This window comes from Dyella sp. NPDC103356 (assembly GCF_055584465.1).
Window position 1 is genome coordinate 315644 of sequence record NZ_JBVJLZ010000001.1, and the last position, 18614, is coordinate 334257.

General features: G+C 61.8%; 11 protein-coding genes. 9 read left to right on the forward strand and 2 right to left on the reverse strand.

Annotated elements, in window-relative coordinates:
- Window positions 1-47: 47 nt before the first annotated feature.
- Genes ACZ6WW_RS01405 through ACZ6WW_RS01415 form a run of 3 tightly spaced genes read left to right on the forward strand, consistent with a single transcriptional unit; the run spans window position 48 to window position 3110 of the window.
- Window positions 48-710, forward strand: a complete 663-nt coding sequence (locus tag ACZ6WW_RS01405; protein ID WP_465272652.1) for a DUF502 domain-containing protein — start codon at window positions 48-50, stop codon at window positions 708-710.
- Complete coding sequence (locus ACZ6WW_RS01410; RefSeq protein WP_465272653.1) at window positions 707-2503, forward strand: M14 family metallopeptidase; 1797 nt, start codon at window positions 707-709, stop codon at window positions 2501-2503. Before ACZ6WW_RS01405 ends, ACZ6WW_RS01410 begins: the two co-directional genes overlap by 4 nt.
- A gap of 7 nt (window positions 2504-2510) precedes the next feature.
- Window positions 2511-3110 (forward strand): histidine phosphatase family protein, encoded by a 600-nt coding sequence (locus tag ACZ6WW_RS01415; RefSeq protein ID WP_465272654.1) that lies wholly within the window; start codon window positions 2511-2513, stop codon window positions 3108-3110.
- A gap of 637 nt (window positions 3111-3747) precedes the next feature.
- On the opposite strand, the gene ACZ6WW_RS01420 is transcribed toward ACZ6WW_RS01415, so the two are convergent.
- Window positions 3748-5367 carry a multicopper oxidase family protein gene (locus tag ACZ6WW_RS01420; protein ID WP_465272655.1) on the reverse strand — a complete coding sequence of 540 codons (1620 nt, stop codon included), beginning with the start codon at window positions 5365-5367 and terminating at the stop codon, window positions 3748-3750.
- A 50-nt stretch (window positions 5368-5417) separates the two neighbouring features.
- The gene (locus ACZ6WW_RS01425; protein ID WP_465272656.1) at window positions 5418-7124 is read right to left on the reverse strand and encodes a phospholipase C; all 1707 of its coding nucleotides are present in this window, start codon (window positions 7122-7124) and stop codon (window positions 5418-5420) included.
- Window positions 7125-7391: 267 nt separating this feature from the next.
- Between ACZ6WW_RS01425 and ACZ6WW_RS01430 the strand changes: the two genes are divergently transcribed.
- The 6 genes from ACZ6WW_RS01430 to rapA all read left to right on the forward strand — a co-directional run bounded on the left by ACZ6WW_RS01430 (window position 7392) and on the right by rapA (window position 18526).
- Window positions 7392-9533, forward strand: coding sequence for a M13 family metallopeptidase (locus tag ACZ6WW_RS01430; protein WP_465272657.1), 2142 nt, complete (start codon window positions 7392-7394; stop codon window positions 9531-9533).
- Between the two features lie 199 nt (window positions 9534-9732).
- Window positions 9733-11868, forward strand: a complete 2136-nt coding sequence (locus ACZ6WW_RS01435; protein ID WP_465272658.1) for a M13 family metallopeptidase — start codon at window positions 9733-9735, stop codon at window positions 11866-11868.
- Window positions 11869-12014: 146 nt separating this feature from the next.
- Complete coding sequence (locus ACZ6WW_RS01440; protein ID WP_465272659.1) at window positions 12015-12269, forward strand: hypothetical protein; 255 nt, start codon at window positions 12015-12017, stop codon at window positions 12267-12269.
- Between the two features lie 215 nt (window positions 12270-12484).
- Window positions 12485-14824 carry a catecholate siderophore receptor Fiu gene (locus ACZ6WW_RS01445; protein ID WP_465272660.1) on the forward strand — a complete coding sequence of 780 codons (2340 nt, stop codon included), beginning with the start codon at window positions 12485-12487 and terminating at the stop codon, window positions 14822-14824.
- 97 nt (window positions 14825-14921) lie between these two features.
- Complete coding sequence (locus ACZ6WW_RS01450) at window positions 14922-15599, forward strand: Fe2+-dependent dioxygenase (protein ID WP_465272661.1); 678 nt, start codon at window positions 14922-14924, stop codon at window positions 15597-15599.
- Window positions 15600-15685: 86 nt separating this feature from the next.
- On the forward strand, window positions 15686-18526 hold the full coding sequence (gene rapA, locus ACZ6WW_RS01455) for an RNA polymerase-associated protein RapA (RefSeq protein WP_465272998.1): 2841 nt from the start codon (window positions 15686-15688) through the stop codon (window positions 18524-18526).
- Window positions 18527-18614: the final 88 nt, after the last annotated feature.

An 18614-nucleotide genomic window follows, 5' to 3' on the forward strand; every position in this document is an offset into this window, starting at 1 on the left:
TCGGGCACTACAATGGCCACTCCCCAAGCTCCGCCCCGGCCATTCCCATGACGCACCTGCGCATCAAACGCTATCTCATTACCGGCCTGCTGACGTTTATCCCGCTCTGGGTGACCTGGGCGGTATTCAAGTTCGTGTTCGGTCTGCTCGCCGGCATCGGCACGCCGCTGGTCGACGCCTTGCTGGGTGCGGCGTCGACCCACTCGCCGGATGCGGCTGCGGCCTTGCAAAACTCCTGGGCAACCTCGCTGTTGGCCCTGCTGATTACCGTGCTTGCGCTTTACCTGCTCGGCTGGCTGGCGACCCGTGTGATCGGCCAGCGGCTGCTGTTGGCATTCGACGGGCTGCTGGCACGGATTCCGCTGGTGCAGACGATCTATGGCGGCACCAAGAAGTTGATGGCGGTGCTACAGCAAAAACCTTCGGGCCTGCAGCGCGTCGTGCTGGTCGACTTTCCACGCCCCGGCATGAAGGTGGTCGGCTTCGTCACGCGCCTGATGATCGAAGAAGGTACTGGCCGCGAGATGGCCGCCGTCTATATCCCGACCACGCCCAACCCCACGGGCGGCTATCTGGAGCTGGTTCCAGTCGACGAATTGACACCGACCGACTGGACCATGGACCAGGCTATGGCTTTCATCATTTCCGGCGGCGCAGTGGCACCCGATACCCTGCCCGCTTCACCTGCCTTGTCAGAGAACCGCGAATGAAGCTGCATCAACTTGCCTTGCTCGGCCTGCTGGGACTTGCCCCGATCACACATGCGACCGACTGGACCACGCCAGCCGAAGCCGCTCATTTCCGCACCACGCCCGACTACGCCACGACACTCGACTACCTGGAGCGACTCGTCGCTGCGGCGCCGGACAAACTCAAACTCGTACGTTTCGGCACGACACCGCAAGACCGGCCGATGATGGCCGTGGTCGCCAGCGGTGACGGCACGTTTACGCCGGATGCGGCGCGCCGCACGGGCAAGCCCATCGTGTTGGTGCAGGCGGGCATTCACCCGGGCGAGATCGAAGGCAAGGACGCCGGGCTCATGTTGCTACGCGACTTCGCCGTGACCGGCAAGCTGCCGCATCTGCTCGATCACGTCGTGCTGATCTACATTCCCGTCTTCAGCGTCGACGGCCACGAGCATGCCAGTCCGTACAACCGCATCAATCAAAACGGCCCGAACAGCATGGGTTTCCGCGGTCAGGCGCAGTACCTGAATCTCAACCGCGATTACGTCAAGGCCGATGCGCCCGAAATACAGGCATGGCTGAAACTCTGGCAGCAATGGTTGCCTGACTTCTTCGTCGACGTGCACACCACCGATGGCGCCGATTACCAATACGACCTGACCTGGTACACCGAAGACCCGCACAAGCTCGATCCTGGCGTGGCGAAATGGCAACGGCATCTAATGGTCGACCAGGCGATACCTGCCTACGAGAAACGTGGGCATCTGGCGTCGATCTATCTCGAATTCGTCGATGGCCGCGATCCGCGCAAGGGCATCGAGAACTTCGGTTCCGGGCCGCGTTTCTCCACCGGCTATGTGGCCCTGCAGAATCGGCCTGCACTGTTGATCGAAACGCATATGCTCAAGCCATACGAGGTACGCGTGCGCGGCACCTACGATCTGGTCGAACTGCTGCTGGAAAATATCGGCCGCGATCCGAAGTCATTACTGGCCGTGAACAAGCACGCCGACGAACAGGTCATTGCACGCGCCACCGACGCCAAGGCGTCCGTGCCATTGACGTTCAAGCCCGACCCCAGCGCCGAACCGTTCCAGCTAAAGGGCTATGCCTTCTCGACCACACATAGCGATGTATCGGACACGAACTGGATCCAGTACGACCCTAGCAAGCCTCAAACATACACCATCGACAACCGAAACGGCCTGTTGCCGGATATCTCGATCGATCCACCCGCAGCGTACGTCATACCTGCGCAATGGACGCAGATCATCGAGAAGCTCGACGCACATGGCATCGCCTATCGCCGCCTGAAAATCGCGCAGGACGTAACTGCCGGCAGTTATCAGATCGACCATCCACAGTGGGCCAGCAAGCCGTTCGAAGATCACCTGATGCTGCGCGACTTTACGATGGTGCCCATGACACGCAAGGTCGAACTGCCCCCCGGCTCGGTGATCGTGCCGATGGACCAGCGTACGGCGAACGTTGCGATCGAGCTGCTTGAACCGCAGGCACCTGATTCGTTGTTGCGTTGGGGTTATCTCAATGCCATCTTCGAGCAGAAGGAATATGGCGAATCGCGAGTCCTGGAGAAGCTGGCGCGCGACATGATGAGCAAGGATCCCGCGTTGAAAGCGCAGTTCGAGCAGAAGCTCAAGGACGATCCTGCCTTCGCCAAGGACAGCAATGCACGCCTGAGTTTCTTCTACCAGCGCTCGCCCTGGTACACCACGCAGGATGTGGGTGCGTATCCGGTACTTCGCCTGGACTCCGCGCAAACCAATGAATTGCTCCGCACGCTACAGCACTAGGTATCGCATGAACATCACCGCATCGAATGAACATCCCACGCTGGAAATCTGGCTGATCCGTCATGGCGAAACCGAGTGGAGCTTGTCGGGACAACATACGGGCCGCACCGATGTGCCGCTGACCGAGCACGGTCGCGAGCAGGCGCGGTCGCTTGCACCGTTATTGGCGAAACAATCGTTCGATGTCGTGCTGACCAGTCCGATGTCGCGTGCGATCGATACGTGTCGCGAGGCGGGGCTTGGGGCTGGCTCGCGGGTCGAACCCGATCTCAGCGAGTGGAACTACGGCATCTATGAAGGCCGTACTACGACGGAGATACGCGCAAGCGTGCCGGGGTGGACGGTGTGGAATTCGCCGGTGCCCGAAGGCGAGAGCATTGAGCAGATTCAGTTGCGGGCGAATGCCCTGATCGAGCGATTGTTGACCATGCGGGGGCGTGTTGCGTTGTTTTCGCATGGGCATTTTTTGCGGGTGCTGGGTGGGTGTTGGATGAATGGGCTTGCTTTGACGGGTTCGCACTTGTTGTTGGATACGGCTACGGTGAGTGTGCTTGGGTTTGAGAGGGAGACGCGGGCGTTGCGGCGGTGGAACTCGCGGGGGGATTGATTTGGTTTCTTGGTGGCCTTGTTGTGTTTGGGCGACCTGGCCGCTTATGCAGCCCCTCGTACTTCGTCATTCCGGCGTAGGCCGGAACCCAGTGGCGTCAGTGTTTGGTTCTTGCCTGTGTGCTTTCGCGACCTGGCCGCTTACGCAGCCTCTCCTACTTCGTCATTCCGGCCTACGCCGGAATGACGAATAGGGGAAATTAGAGCGAGGTTGGATTTTGCTCTTCGCTCCTGGCAAGCGATGCGTAGCGAGCGGTCAGCTCTTCGGGCCCCCTCGGGAGCCGAGTGAGGTTTGGACGATAAGGCCCCGAAGGGGGCATCGACAGGACGTCGATGCCTTTAGGACGGGACACGGATGTCCCGTCCTAAAGCCCGGCCAGACCTCACGGTCCGAAGGACGGCGGACTAGGGGTGTCCTTTCTTTGGTTAGCTTTCTTTGGACAAGCAAAGAAAGTAACTCGGCGACCGGCAGGTCGGCGAAACACGCCGCAGGCGACTTTCTGGCACGAATGATAAGCCAGAGCGATGCATGCTTTCGCGACAACAGACAACCGAAGCCACTGGATGACCAGCTTCGCTGTTGTAAAGCGCCTCCAGCCTACGCAGGGATGACGATGTTGTGGGACTGAAGCAACGACCTACCCAGCAACCACCTCAAACGGCCGCATCATCTCATTGGCCTCATGCTCAAGCAGATGACAATGCCACGCATACCGCCCGGCATACCCATCGAACGTCGCAATAATGCGCGTCACCATCCCTGGATAAACCTGCACCACATCCTTCCAGCCTTGCTCGTGCGCCGGCGGCACTTGCGCCGGCCCCTTGTAGCGAACGGTCTTGGAATCCATCCAGGTATTGATATCGAAGGGCCGCCGATCGAGCACCTGAAACCGCACCAGATGCAAATGAATCGGATGCGTATCTTCAGTGAGATTCACGAAGCTCCAGATTTCCGTGCTGCCAAGCTTCGGCCGTTCCGTCACCGGTTCATGCCAACGCTTGCCGTCGAGCAACATCAGCATCGGCTCGGCAACGCAATCGGCGTACTCGTCCAGGGTGAGCAGCCGCGTCTTCACTGCCGATGATTCGGCCGTGCGCGGAACATCGCGCAGCTTGGCCGGTACCTGACTGGTGTCGTTCGCCTTTGGGCTACCGATATGAAACTGCATGACCGGCAATGCATCGTTCATCAGCTCGATGCTCTGACCGGCAAGCTCGGCAAAATCGATCACCAGGTCGGCCCGCTCACCCGGCGCCAGCAACAGATTCGTTTGCGTGACTGGCGCGGCAAGCAGCCCCTGGTCGCTGCCGATCTGCAAAAACGGACGGCGGCCGCGCAAACTCAGATGAAAGAAGCGCCCGTTCGCGGTATTGAGCACGCGAAAGCGATAGCGACGTGGTTGCACGTCGAGGTAAGGCAACAAGGCACCGTTGACCAGCACGGCATTGCCGAACACTTCGGGCACCCACGGTGCATCGGGCTGGCCGGAGACCGGGTAATAAAGCTGGGCATCCTGGGTGAGCAGGCGGTCGCACAGCACCAGCGGAATTTCCTGCTCGCCTTGCGGCAGGTTCAATGACGCTTCGTGCTTGTCGCGCAGCAGCGCCAGACCGAACATGCCGGCATAGATGTTGAGCCGGTTAATGCCCATCGCATGGTCGTGATACCACAGCGTCGCTGCATCCTGTTTATTCGGATACTCGTAGACGCGCGATTTGCCCGGCACATACCAGTCGTCCGGATAACCGTCGCTGGATGTCGGCGTACGTCCGCCATGCAGATGCACGATAGCGCGCACTTCAGGCTGATCTTTCTCGGCGCCGTGAATATTGTGGTCGATCGGCAGGAAATGTTTACCCGGCAAATCGTTGGGAAACTCCACGCGCAATCGCTGGCCGCTGGTCATTTCCAGCGTCGGGCCGGGCATGCAGCCACCATAGGTCCACACACGCGTCGGCTTGAGATCGCGATGCAGGCGCTGTTCGGTTTCGCGCATGGCGATTTTGAGCGTCTCGCCATGGCTCGCGCGCATCACCGAGGGAATCGGCAGTGGATCGACAAACGCCTTGAGCCGGGTCGGGTCGAGCATGGGCGGCAAGGTCACCGGCTCGGTTGCCGCGTGCTTGCATAGTGCATTGCCGGCCATCTTTCCCGCCGGCATGCTCATCGAATGGGCCAGCAGACGTGCAGGAACCGCGCCGGCCGTCAGGCCGAACGCGGTCCACTTGAGCAATCGACGCCGTGTCAGATCCAAGACGCGGCTTTCCCTGTCGTATGAATTCCGTTACTACATTTGGCCATGCATCAACCCAGCTTGGTGGTGTGGTGCGAGCGATGATTCCATGCTTCGGGTGCATTGAACGAGAACGGCCACCACCACGGCTTCTTCGGCTGACCGGTCTGTTCGTCCAGGATCAGCTTACGCTCAAAAATGAACGGCTGGTGGAAATCGAACATGCTGTCGATCTTGCCGGCGATCGCATCGAACGAACCGCCGCCCAGGCGCTTGCTGCCCAGCCAGTTGTCTTCGATGAAGCGGGTGATCGAACTCTGGTCGCTGACGTTGTGGTCGACGAAGTTCTGGCGGGCCCACGGCGAGACCACCAGTAACGGCAGGCGCGGGCCGTAACCGCAGCGGCCCTGTGCGTGACCGTTACCCTGGGCAACGCCCGGCAGCGTATCGCGGGCGTTGCAGGCGCCGGCGCCATCGAGCGCGTCGTCGCTGGTGCTGGACGCATTGACGCGCGGCGCGGCCTGGTGGTCGTACCAGCCGTCGGAGTCGTCATAGGCGATGACCACCGCGGTGTCGTTCCACTCGTCGTGCTGCTGCAGGAAATTGATCACGTGCACGACGAACTGCTGCTCGTCCAGCGGATCGGAATAACCGGCATGACCGTCCTGGAAACCCGGCGCCTTCAGGAAGCTCACTGACGGCATGTTGCCGTTGTCCACCGCAGCGTAGAAATCATCGATGTCGTACTGATGATTGGCCTGGTCGGTGCTGCCGATCTTGGCGACCGAGCTGGGACGCGCGTGGGTCGGGTTGGCAGTGGAGGTGTAGTACTGGAACGGCTGGTGATGCGGGATGTAGTCGGCCTTGTTGGTATTGGTCACCGCCGAGCGAGTCTGGCGGCCACAGCCGGTGCTGCCATCGGCATTGGTCTTGGTCAGGTCGAAGCCGCCTTCGAAGAAGCCCCAGGTGATGTTCTTGTCGTTGAGCAGGTCGCCAACGTTCTTGCCCGTGAGATGCACCTGGTTGCCGCTGGGCGAGGAACACACGTCGTCGATCGGATCAGCGTCGCTGATCAGGGTCAGGCCGCCATGGCCGTCGTCGGCCACGGCACCCGTACCGTTGAGTGTCTGGTCGACACCATTGGTCTGGCCGGAAACCAGATTGATCGCGCCAGGCGTGGATGGACCGAACGTGGTGCCATAGCTATTGTCGCTCATGGCGAAGTTCTGGGCGTAGTTCCAGTAGGCCGTGACGGTATTGCCGTCGTAGTAGCCCATCACCTGGCCGACGCCGTTTTCGGCGGCCGATCCGCCCGGCAGGGTTTCGCCCGAACCGGTGTTCTTCGGGAACAGGTCCATCTTGCCGCCATCGAAGGCGAGCTGTTCGGCAGCGTAGTCGTGGTCCTGGTCGGCCGTGGCGGCCTGGGCGCGGCTCAGGCGGAACGGGTTGATCGCACCGTCGCCGTTATCGCTATTGAGCTTGTTCGGATTCTTGGTCAGCAGCTTCGCGGTGAAGCCGTTGACGTCGGGCGTGAAAGGCTTCGCATAGAACGTCGGCTCGCCCTTGCCGTTGGCGGCGAGGGGATAGCTGCCGAAGTAATGATCGAAGGAAACGTTTTCCTGGAAGATCACCACGAGATGTTTGATCGGGGTGGCGGTCTTCGGTGCCTGGGGGCCGCGGTGCAGCGAAGCATCGACGGTTTGTTGCGACTGCCCGAACGAGGCGGCTGACGCGGTAAGGATGCAGGCGGCTAGGCAAGCGGCAAGACGATTGCGCATGGCTGTGAGTCTCCGGATGGGTGGGTTTGCGCACGCCCCCTACGCACGAAACTCCCGCAGCTTAGACAGCACAGATGACACGCCAGTAACAGCGGCAAGACATGCATTCGGACGTCCATACGCCCGCTTGCATCGTAATTTCTTACGCACCCTACCCTGACTTCCGACACTCACCCGCGCCCGCACTTCCGCCTAATTTTCGTTACTTAATAACATCTCGCCGCATCGCGCGGGCTGCCCGTTCGGGCTTCACGACAGGGGAAATCAATGAACAAGCCGTACCTTAAGCCGCTTTGCCTGGCAATCGGCGCTACCTTGATGCTGAGCGCCTGCGGCCCATCCGAACAGGCGACAGCACCGGCCGCGCCGGCCAAACCGGCCACCAGCGCTTCCGTACCGGCCACGGCCACGACGACAGCCGCCGCGCCGGCGATGAAGAAGAATCCGTTCGATATCAGCGAACTCGATCCGAACATCAGCGCCTGCCAGGACTTCAACGGATTCGTCAACGCGAAATGGGCCGCGGCGCACCCGATTCCCGACGACTTCTCCAGTTGGGGCGCCTTCTCCGAGCTGGAAGAAAACAGCCTCGCGACCCAGCACGACATCGTCGATGCGATGAACAAGGGCGCGGACAGCGCGCAAGCCGGATCGATCGAACAGAAGATCGGCTGGCTGTATCGCTCAGGCATGGACGAGGCGACGATCAACAAAGCCGGCGCCGCGCCGTTGAAACCCGAGCTCGACCAGATCGCCGCGTTGAAGAACGGCAACGATGTCGCCGACTTTATCGCCCAGCGTTACAACGAAGGTGATAGCTACATCTTCAACTTCGGCTCGGGCCCGGATTTCCAGAACGCAAAAATCCAGATCGGCTATGCGAATGAAGGCGGCCTGACCCTGCCGACCAAGGATTACTACAACGATCCCAAGTACGCCGATATTCGCGCGGCCTACGTTGCCTACATTGCCAGGCTGCTGCAGTTGACCGGCGTCAGCGAAGCCGATGCAAAAAGCCAGGCCAACGACGTGCTGAAGTTCGAAACGCAGCTGGCTGCTGCGTCGCTGTCGCCGGTGGACGAGCGCGATCCGAAAAACCAATATCACTTTGCCACGGTGAAAGAAGCCGACAAGATCACCCCGCATTTCAGCTGGGACAAGTTCTTTGCCGCGCAGGGCATCACCATCGACAAGGGCTTCTCGTTGTCGCAGCCGAAGTTCTTCGCCGAGTTCGACAAGCTCCTGGCGAGCGCGCCGATCGCACAGTGGCAGGCGTATCTGCGTTTCCACGCCATCGATGGCTCGGCCAACCTGCTGTCGCAGGATTTCCAGGATGCGCGCTTCGCGTTCTATGGCCAGACGCTGTCGGGGCAACCCAAGCAGAAGCCCCGCTGGAAACGTACGCTCGATGCGGTCAACGGCGGCATGGGCGAAGCACTGGGCCAGTTGTACGTGGCCAAGGTCTTCAAGCCCGAGGCGAAACAGCGTGCCGAGGAACTGGTCGAGAACATCCACAACGCGCTGAAAACGCGCATCGAAAACGTCGACTGGATGAGCGCCGAAACCAAGGCCAAGGCGATCGCCAAGTGGCAGACCTTCCTGCCCAAGATCGGTTATCCGGACAAGTGGCGCGACTGGTCGGGCCTTCAGATCAAGCCGGACGACTATTACGGCAACATGCTGGCCACGCAGAAATTCAACTATCACTACGACCTGGCCAAGATCGGCAAGCCGACCGATCGCAAGGACTGGGGCATGACCCCGCAGACGGTCAACGCGTATTACAGCTCGCAGGACAACACGATCAATTTCCCCGCCGCGATCCTGCAACCGCCATTCTTCGACGCCAGCGCCGACGATGCGATCAACTACGGTGGCATCGGCGCAGTGATCGGCCACGAATCCAGCCATGGCTTCGACGACGAGGGCAGCCAGTTCGACGGCGACGGCAACAACAAGAACTGGTGGACCAAACAGGATCGCGCGCAGTTCGAGGCACGCACCGCCAAGCTTGTGCAGCAGTTCAACGACTACACCCCGCTCAAGGACAAGCCCGATCTGCACGTCAATGGCAAGCTGACCCTGGGCGAGAACATTGCCGATCTTGGTGGCTTGAACGTTTCCTACGATGCGTTACAGAACGTTCTGAAGCAGCATCCGGAAGAAGCCGCCCAGTCGATCGACGGCTATACGCCCGACCAGCGCTTCTTTCTGAACTGGGCACGTGTGTGGCGCGACAACGTGCGGGAGAAGCTGCTGATCGTCTTGATCAACTCCGACCCGCACTCGCCTGCCGCACTGCGCACCATCGGCCCGCCGTCGAACATGGAAGCCTTCGCCAAGGCCTTCCAGTGCAAGCCGGGCGACGCGATGGTTCGCCCGGCCGACAAACAGGTCAAGATCTGGTAGCCCGACCGCATCAAAAACGGCCCTGTGCCTGTGTACAAGGCCGTTTTGCTGTTGCCGTTTGGCCCCTGACCTTTGACACTGTCCGCTCCATGACTATTGACCTAGCTTGGAGGGTCATGACCGTGACCGGGATCACCCGGCGCGGCTTGATCGACACGACATAACCGCCCGCGGGGGCGTTTTACTTAGAGGGACATCTATGACCAAGCCGTTTCTGAAACCGCTCGCCTTTGCGGTTAGCGTTGCCCTGGCCCTGACGGCCTGCGGCAAGCAGGAGCAAGCCGACCAGGCCGCACCTGCCAAGTCCACCACCGCAGCCGCTCCGGCCGCCGCCGGCACCACTGCTGCCGCCGCTGGCGCCAAGAAGAGCGTCTTCGACATCAGCGAGCTGGACACCAATCTCAACGCGTGTAACGACCTGAACGGCTTCGTCAATTCCAAGTGGGTTGCCGCCAACCCGATCCCCGATGACCGCACCCGCTGGGGCGCCTTCGACCAACTGGCCGAAAACAGCCTCAACACCCAGCACGAGATCGTCGACGCCGCCGACAAGGGTGCCGAACAGGCCCAGGCCGGCTCGATCGAGCAGAAGATCGGCTGGCTGTATCGCTCGGGCATGAACGAAGACGCGATCAACAAGGCCGGTTTCGAGCCGTTGAAGCCGGAACTGGACAAGATTGCCGCGCTGAAGAATGGCGGCGACGTCGCCAGCTTCATCAGCAAGGACTACGCCGAGGGCAACGGCTACGTGTTCGGCTTCGGCTCGAGCCCGGATTTCCAGGACGCCAAGATGCAGATCGGCTACGCCAACCAGGCGGGCCTGGGTCTGCCGACCAAGGATTACTACACCGATCCGAAGTACGCCGAAATCCGCACCGCGTACGTGGCCTATATTGCCAAGCTGCTGCAGCTGACCGGCGTGTCCGAAGCCGATGCCAAGGCCCAGGCCGACCAGGTGCTGAAGTTCGAAACGCAATTGGCCGCCGCCTCGCTGGCACCGGTCGAAGAGCGTGACCCGAAGAACCAGTACCACTTCGTGACCGTCAAGGAAGCGAACAAGGTGACCCCGCATTTCAACTGGGACACCTTCTTCTCCGACCAGGGCGTGAAGGTCGAGAAGGGCTTCTCGCTGTCGCAGCCGAAGTTCTTCGCCGAGTTCGACAAGCTGCTCGCCACCGCACCGATCGCCCAGTGGCAGGCTTACCTGCGCTTCCATGCGATCGACGATTCGGCCAACTACCTGTCGCAGGATTTCCAGGATGCCAAGTTCGGCTTCTACGGCCAGACCCTCGCTGGTCAGCCGAAGCAGAAGCCCCGCTGGAAGCGCGTGCTCGGCGCCGTCAACGGCGAAATGGGCGAAGCACTGGGCCAGTTGTACGTGAACAAGGTATTCAAGCCCGAAGCCAAGCAGCGCGCCGAAGAGCTGGTCACCAACGTGCGTAACGCGTTGAAGGCCCGCATCGAGAACCTCGACTGGATGAGCGCCGAGACCAAGGAAAAGGCGATCGCCAAGTGGAACACCTTCCTGCCGAAGATCGGCTATCCGGATCATTGGCGCGATTGGGCCGACCTGAAGATCACCCCGGATAACTACTACGCCAACGCGCAGGCCGCGGCCAAGTTCAACTACGACTACGACATCGCCAAGATCGGCAAGCCAACCGACCGCAAGGATTGGGGCATGACCCCGCAGACGGTCAATGCGTACTACAACCCGACCGACAACACGATCAACTTCCCGGCCGCGATCCTGCAGCCGCCGTTCTTCGATGCCAGCGCGGACGACGCGATCAACTACGGCGGTATCGGCGCGGTGATCGGTCACGAAGCCAGCCATGGCTTCGACGACGAAGGTGCCCAGTTCGACGGCGACGGCAACAACAAGGACTGGTGGACCAAGGACGACAAGGCCAAGTTCGAGGCCCGTACCGACAAGCTGGTGCAGCAGTTCAACGACTACGCCCCGCTCAAGGACAAGCCCGATCTGCACGTCAACGGCAAGCTGACCCTGGGCGAGAACATCGCCGACCTGGGCGGCCTGAATGTGGCCTATGACGCACTGCAGGCAGCGCTGAAGGCCCATCCGGACGATGCAGCCCAGAAGGTCGACGGCTACACCCCGGACCAGCGCTTCTTCCTGAACTGGGCTCGCGTGTGGCGCGGCAGCGTGCGTGAGAAGCAGGCCGTCCTGTATCTCAACACCGATCCGCATGCACCGTCCTCGCTGCGTGCGATCGGCGCCCCGTCGAACATGGAAGCCTTCGCATCGGCGTTCCAGTGCAAGCCAGGCGATGCCATGGTCCGTTCGGGCGATAAGCAAGTGAAGATTTGGTAAGGCCCAAACCTTCCGATCGTCAGAAACGCCCCCGCTCGCGGGGGCGTTTTTTTTATCCCGGGCATCGATCATCATGACAACCGTCGCCAGTTCAGTGCTGGCGACCTGATGCCCTGGGGGAGGGGCAAATCACCATGTCGCCATCCATGCGCCGCGAGCTGAGGCAGCTGCAGCCTTTCGCCTGGTTGTTCGGAGCCTGCTTGTTGGCCCTCTGGCTGCTGGGCCGCTATCCGACGCTGGCAACGATCGTTTTTCGTGGACTGGAATACGGCGCGTTCGTCTTGATGTACCTCTGGGCACCCTTCTGGCTGTTCATGATCTTCGGCTGGCTGTCGCGCTGGCTCATGGAAATGCCGAACACGCCAGCGGATGCCTCAAAGGACCGCGCTGACGCACCTTGATCCGGGACCTGGTGGATGTGGCGTTCGTCCAGCGCAATGCATATTGCAAATCATTCTCATTAAAAATAACATTCGCTGAATCATTGGCATCTGGATAGGGAGAACGCCCGGATGCCACCCGAACTATGGATCGCCGCGCAGATGCGCGGCGAGTAACGGTTTTCGCCCAGCGGGCCAGCCGTCGATCCGACGTTTTCCAATTCAGCGAAGAAACCATGGCCCACATCACTAGTCGTAAGCATCCTGTTGCCCGCCGCCTGCCGCAGACCGCGCTGAGCATCGCGACCGCCGCCACCCTGATGACGGGCCTGGCCCTGAGCGCCCCGGCGATCGCCAACGATGCCGATACGACGCCGGCAACGACGACCGACACCAAGACCACCAAGAACCTGCCGGGCCTGCAGGTCGATGCCTCGACCACCAGCAACTACAAGGTCGATAAGGTTTCTTCGCCCAAATTCACCCAGCCGCTGCTCGATACCACGCAGACCATCCAGGTGATCAGCAAGGAGCTGATCCAGGAGCAAGGCGCCAGCACCCTGACCGAAGCGCTGCGCAACAGCCCGGGCGTGGGCACCTATTTTGTCGGCGAGAACGGCAGCACGACGACCGGCGACGGCATCTACATGCGCGGCTTCGATACCTCGAGCAGCATCTTTGTCGATGGCGTGCGCGACCTCGGCACGATCTCGCGCGATGTGTTCAACATCGAACAGGTCGAAGTCACCAAGGGCCCGGCAGGCACCGACAACGGTCGCACCGCCCCGACCGGCGCGGTCAACCTGGTCAGCAAGCAGCCGGAACTGGACAACGCCACCTCGGCCTCGTTGTCGTACGGCAGTGCCAACCGTCGCCGCGTCACCGCCGACTGGAACCAGGTCACCGGCGATACCTCCGCCTTCCGCCTCAACGTCATGGCCCAGGACAGCGGCGTGCCGGGCCGCGATGCCATCCAGAACAACCGCTGGGGTGTCGCGCCGACCTTCGCCTTCGGCCTGGGCTCGCCGACGCGCGTGTACGTCGACTTTCTGCACGTGAAGCAGGCCAACGTACCCGATGGCGGCGTGCCGACGATCGGCCTGCCCGGTTTCAGCACGCCCGATCCACTGCGCCCGCAACTGGGTAGCGCACGCCCGGTCGACCCGTCGAATTTCTACGGCACCACCGCCGACCACGATCACGTCAAGGCGGACATGTTCACCGTGCGCCTCGACCACGACTTCAATCCGGACGTGGTCCTGCACAACACGCTGCGCTGGGGCCGCACCACCGAAGACTACCTGCTGACTTCGTATCAGCTGTCGGCCACCACGCTGGCCACGCCCCATATCAACGATCCGTCGACCTGGACGATCACGCGCAGCCTGCCGACCTTCAAGCATCAGAGCAATCGCATCATCACCGATCAGGCCAACATCACGGCCAACTTCGAGACCGGCGCGATCACGCACAACCTGAGCACCGGCATCGAGCTGACCCAGGAGAAAGCCACCACCATCGGTATCGTGCCGCTCAATGGCACCACGTGGCCCGCGGCCAATCTGTACGACCCGAACGAGAACGTCACCGGCCTGATTTATGGTCGTAATGGTGCCTACACCAACGGTCAGACCGACACGGCCTCGGCCTATGTATTCGACACGCTGAAGTTCGGTACAGCCTGGGAAGTGAATGGCGGCGTGCGCCTGGATCACTACAGCACCGACTTCTCCAGCATGGTCGCCTGCGGCGCCAAGAATGGTCCGGTCTGCGGCACGCTGCCGACCGGCTCGGTGGTCCCGGGCCTGGATGCCAAGAAGAGCGGCAACCTGCCGAACTGGAAGGTCGGCGTGCTGTACAAGCCGGCGCCCAACGGCAGCATCTACTTCAATTACGCCGTGTCCGAGCAGCCGCCGGGTGGCAGCACGCTGACCCTCAGCAGCTCGGTCAACAGCGCCGACAATCCCAACTTCGATCCGCAGCGCGCACACACCGTCGAGGTGGGCACCAAGTGGGAGGTGGCCGACAGCAAGCTGCTGCTGACCGGCGCGATCTATCGCACCGTGGTCACCAACGACCTCGTGCAGGATCCGGTCGACCTGCTGTACTACCAGATCGGCAAGAAGCGCGTGGAAGGTATCGAGCTGAGCGCGGTCGGCAAGATCACCGACAACTGGGCCGTGACCGCCGGCTTCACCACCATGAACGCCAAGGTGATCAACGGCACCAACGTGTCCCAGGACGGCACCGACGATCTGGCCTATACGCCCAAGAGCGCCTTCACGGCCTGGACCACCTACCATCTGCCGTTCGGACTGAGCATCGGCGGCGGCGCGCGCTACAACGGCGAGTTGAAGCGCGGCACCGATGGTGCAGTCGGCACGCCCGCTTTCGTCAGCTCGTACTGGGTGTTCGATGCGGTGGCGATGTATCCGGTGACCAAGCACTTCGACCTGCAGTTGAATCTCTACAACCTGTTCGACAAGAACTACGTCGCGGCGATCAACAAGAGCGGCTACCGCTACACCCCGGGTTCGCCGCGTTCGGCGATGTTGACAGCGAATATTCGGTTCTGAAGCTGCGCGACTCTTCCTAAGTCGTCATCCCGGCGCAGCCGGGATGACGAACTTTTGTGGGCTTCTCGCAACGTCTCGATTGCCCCAAGATAACCCCATGCTGCTACACATCCCCGACGTCCTCACTGCCGACCAGGTGGCGCACATCCGCCAGCGCCTGGACGCGGCCGACTGGACCGACGGGCGCGAAACCGTCGGCGCGCAAGGCGCCAAGGTCAAACGCAACCTGCAGCTGCCCGATGCCTCGCCGCTACGAGAAGAACTGGCCCGCGAAGTACTCAAGGCGCTGGCCGCAAACCCGCTCTACCACGCTGCCACGCTTCCGCTGCGTACCCTGCCTCCGCGCTTCAACCGCTATGAGGGCGGCGGCGAGTATGGTTTTCACGTCGATGGCGCGGTCATGGCGCTGCCCAACGGCGAGCAGCTCCGCAGTGATATCTCCTGCACGCTGTTCCTGGCCGATCCGGAGACGTATGACGGCGGCGAGCTGATCGTCAGCGACACCTACGGCGAACACGAGATCAAGCTCCCGGCCGGCGACCTGATCGTCTACCCCTCCAGCAGTCTGCATCGCGTGCTGCCGGTGACCCGCGGCGCACGCGTGGCGGCATTTTTCTGGGTGCAGAGCCTGATCCGCGACGACGCCAGGCGGCGCATGCTGTTCGAGCTGGACACCTCGATCCAGACCCTTACCCACACCGGGGCGGATGCCGCCGCAGTGCTCCAGTTGACCGGGATCTATCACAACCTGCTCCGGCAATGGGCTGAGAGCTAAAAAGGCCAAGCTGGACGTTCGGGTTCCCACCCGGCTCCCATCAGCGGATAATCGACGACCCTTGCAGGTCGGTAGCCCTCCCCTTGATGTTTGTCCCCGGTCAACGTTGGATTTCCACTGCCGAGCCCGAGCTCGGCCTCGGTACCGTACTGCGCGTCGAAGGACGCGGCGTACAGGTCCTTTTCGCCAAAGCAGGTGTACTTCGCCCTTATGCGGTCGATTCGGCGCCACTGGTCCGCGCGGAGTTTCGCGCCGGCCAGCGTGTCGCGGGCAAAGGCATCGCCTTCCTGGTCGAGCGCGTGGAGATCAAGGAAGAGCTGCTGATCTATCGCGGCGAAGGCCGCGAACTGCACGAAGGCCAGCTTGACGACGAGCAGAGCGTCAGCCAGGCCGACGACCGCCTGGTCGGCGGCCGTACCGATCCGATTTCGCAATTCGAACTGCGCCTGGAAGGTCTGCGCCGACGTGCTGCGGCGCGACGCTCACCCTCCTGGGGCCTGGGCGCGGCACGCATCGGCCTGGTGCCGCACCAGCTGCGCGTGGCGGGCATCGCCGCGTCGCGCCGACCGCCGCGCATCCTGCTTGCTGACGAGGTTGGCCTGGGCAAAACCATCGAAGCGGGCATGATCCTGGCCCGCCAGCTGGCCACCGGGCGTGCGCAGCGCGTGCTGATCCTGCTGCCCGACACGCTGGTCTATCAGTGGTTCGTCGAACTGTTTCGCCGCTTCAACCTCAGCTTCGCCATCTACGACGAAGAGCGTTGCGAGGCACTGGAGCAATCCGATAGCGCCAGCAATCCGTTCGAGGACGAACAACTCGTCATCGCCGACTTCAGTTTTCTCGAGCAGTCGCCCAAGCGTGCGGAGCAGTTGCTGCAGGCGCCATGGGATCTGCTGGTGGTCGACGAAGCCCACCATCTGGCATGGTCGCCCGATGCCGCCAGCCCGCGCTATACGCTGGTAGAAAAGCTTGCAGCGGTAACGCCCGGCGTCATCCTGCTCACTGCGACACCGGAACAATTGGGCCGCAGCGGTCATTTCGCGCGCTTGCGCCTGCTCGATCCGCAGCGTTACCACGACCTCGACGGCTATCTTGCCGAAGCCGACAGTTTTCAGAGCCTGTCGCGCATGACCGATGCCTTGCTCGACGGCGAGCCGCTCGACGCCGAACAGCGCGCCATGCTTGCCGACGCCTTCCGCAACGACGATGCGCTCACCGCTCGCCTGGCCGATACGACCAAGCCGGAAAACGCCCGCGAAATTCTTGCGGCGCTGATCGATCGCCACGGCACGGGCCGCTCGATGTTCCGCAATCGCCGCGCCGGTATCGGTGGTTTTCCCAAACGCCTGCCGGTATGGCATCTGCTCGACGCCGATAGCATCGATGACAACACGCGCCAGATGCTGCTGGCCGAATTCCATGCCGATATCCAGCAACCGTCACCGGTGCTGGAACTCGATTACGCCAACGATGCGCGTGTGGACGCTTTGGTCGAACTGCTGCAGGAACATGCACAGGACAAGTTCCTGCTGATCTGCCGCAGTCAGGCCAAGGTGCTTGCACTGGAAGAAGCGCTGCGCACCAAGAGCGGTGTCGGCGTGGCTCGTTTCCACGAGGGCCTGGGGATCGTGCAGCGCGATCGCAATGCCGCGTATTTCGCGCAACCCGATGGCGCGCGTCTATTGCTGTGCTCGGAAATCGGCTCGGAAGGCCGCAACTTCCAGTTTGCGCATCGCCTGGTGCTGTGGGACTTGCCGCTCGATCCCGACCTGCTCGAGCAACGTATCGGTCGTCTCGACCGTATCGGTCAGAAACACGACATCAGCATCCACATCCTGGCCGTGACTGACAGTGCGCAGCACGTGCTGGCACGCTGGTACGACCAGGGTATCGATGCATTCCGTTCCAGTCCTTCCGATGGACGCGAGCTGTTGCGCCGCTATGGCGAGTCGCTGGCAAGACTGGCAGACGAACATGCACGCGGCAGCGATGGCCGTGATCAGGAACTGGATGCGCTGATCGCCGAGACGCGCGCCAGCCATGAAGAAATGGCCGAGTTGATCCGCGCCGGCCGCGACCATTTGCTGGAGCTGGCCTCCAGTCGCGATCCGCATGCCGACGACCTGCACTCGGCTTTTACCCGCGAAGACAACGATCCGGCTCGCGATGCTTTCGTGCAGCGCCTGCTCGAACAGTACGGCATCCACGCCGAAGACCTGGGCTCGAAAGTGGTATTGCTCGATCCGCAGTACCTTTCCACCGATGCCCTGCCCGGCTTTGCCGAAGGCCCGCAATCGGTAACCTTCGATCGCGACGTTGCCCTGGCACGTGAAGAATTGCCGTTGTTGCGTTTCGATCATCCGATGGTTGCCGCTGCGCTCGATCTGGCGCTGTCCGGCGAGCAGGGCAATGCTGCCTTCATGGTGGACGATGTATTGCCGCCACGCAGTGCGCTGCTGCAGGCTGTGTTCCTGCTCGAATGCGTCGCCGATCGCAAGCTCGATCCGGAGCGTTTCCTGCCGACGTCGCCGATCGTCGTGACGATCGATACGCGCCTGGCCGAACGGGCGGATTTCGAGCCCAGCGATATCGCGCTGCGCAAGGCGGCAGATCGCAATATCGAGGTGGCACGTTATCGCAAGTTTCTCACCAAGCTTGTACCGCCGATGCTGGAGAAGGCGGAGGTTGTCGCCGGGCAACGTGGGCAGGCGCTGATCGACGATGCCATTGCGTTGGCTACCGATACGCTGGATGCCGATCTTTCGCGACTGCTGTCGCTACGGGCGGTGAATCCGTCGATCAGCGAGGCGGAGATTGCCGCGGTGTCGGAGGAACGCAGTGCGTTGCTGGCGGCGTTGCCGTTGTCGCGGTTGCGGTTGGATGCGGTGAGGTTTGTGGTCAGCGCGGATTTTTTGGCATTGCGTTGAGGGCCTAAAGCTCCCCTCACCCCAACCCTCTCCCCCGGCAAAGCCAGGGGAGAGGGAGCTAAAAGCGCGCAAGATTCAAACTTGCCTC

Excerpts from the sequence above, each read along its gene's own strand:
- ACZ6WW_RS01405 (WP_465272652.1), top strand. The coding sequence starts at position 48 with ATGACGCACCTGCGCATCAAACGCTATCTCATTACCGGCCTGCTGACG.
- ACZ6WW_RS01410 (WP_465272653.1), top strand. The coding sequence starts at position 707 with ATGAAGCTGCATCAACTTGCCTTGCTCGGCCTGCTGGGACTTGCCCCG.
- ACZ6WW_RS01415 (WP_465272654.1), top strand. The coding sequence starts at position 2,511 with ATGAACATCACCGCATCGAATGAACATCCCACGCTGGAAATCTGGCTG.
- ACZ6WW_RS01425 (WP_465272656.1), bottom strand. The coding sequence starts at position 7,124 with ATGCGCAATCGTCTTGCCGCTTGCCTAGCCGCCTGCATCCTTACCGCG.
- ACZ6WW_RS01430 (WP_465272657.1), top strand. The coding sequence starts at position 7,392 with ATGAACAAGCCGTACCTTAAGCCGCTTTGCCTGGCAATCGGCGCTACC.
- ACZ6WW_RS01435 (WP_465272658.1), top strand. The coding sequence starts at position 9,733 with ATGACCAAGCCGTTTCTGAAACCGCTCGCCTTTGCGGTTAGCGTTGCC.
- ACZ6WW_RS01440 (WP_465272659.1), top strand. The coding sequence starts at position 12,015 with ATGCGCCGCGAGCTGAGGCAGCTGCAGCCTTTCGCCTGGTTGTTCGGA.
- ACZ6WW_RS01445 (WP_465272660.1), top strand. The coding sequence starts at position 12,485 with ATGGCCCACATCACTAGTCGTAAGCATCCTGTTGCCCGCCGCCTGCCG.
- ACZ6WW_RS01450 (WP_465272661.1), top strand. The coding sequence starts at position 14,922 with ATGCTGCTACACATCCCCGACGTCCTCACTGCCGACCAGGTGGCGCAC.
- rapA (WP_465272998.1), top strand. The coding sequence starts at position 15,686 with ATGTTTGTCCCCGGTCAACGTTGGATTTCCACTGCCGAGCCCGAGCTC.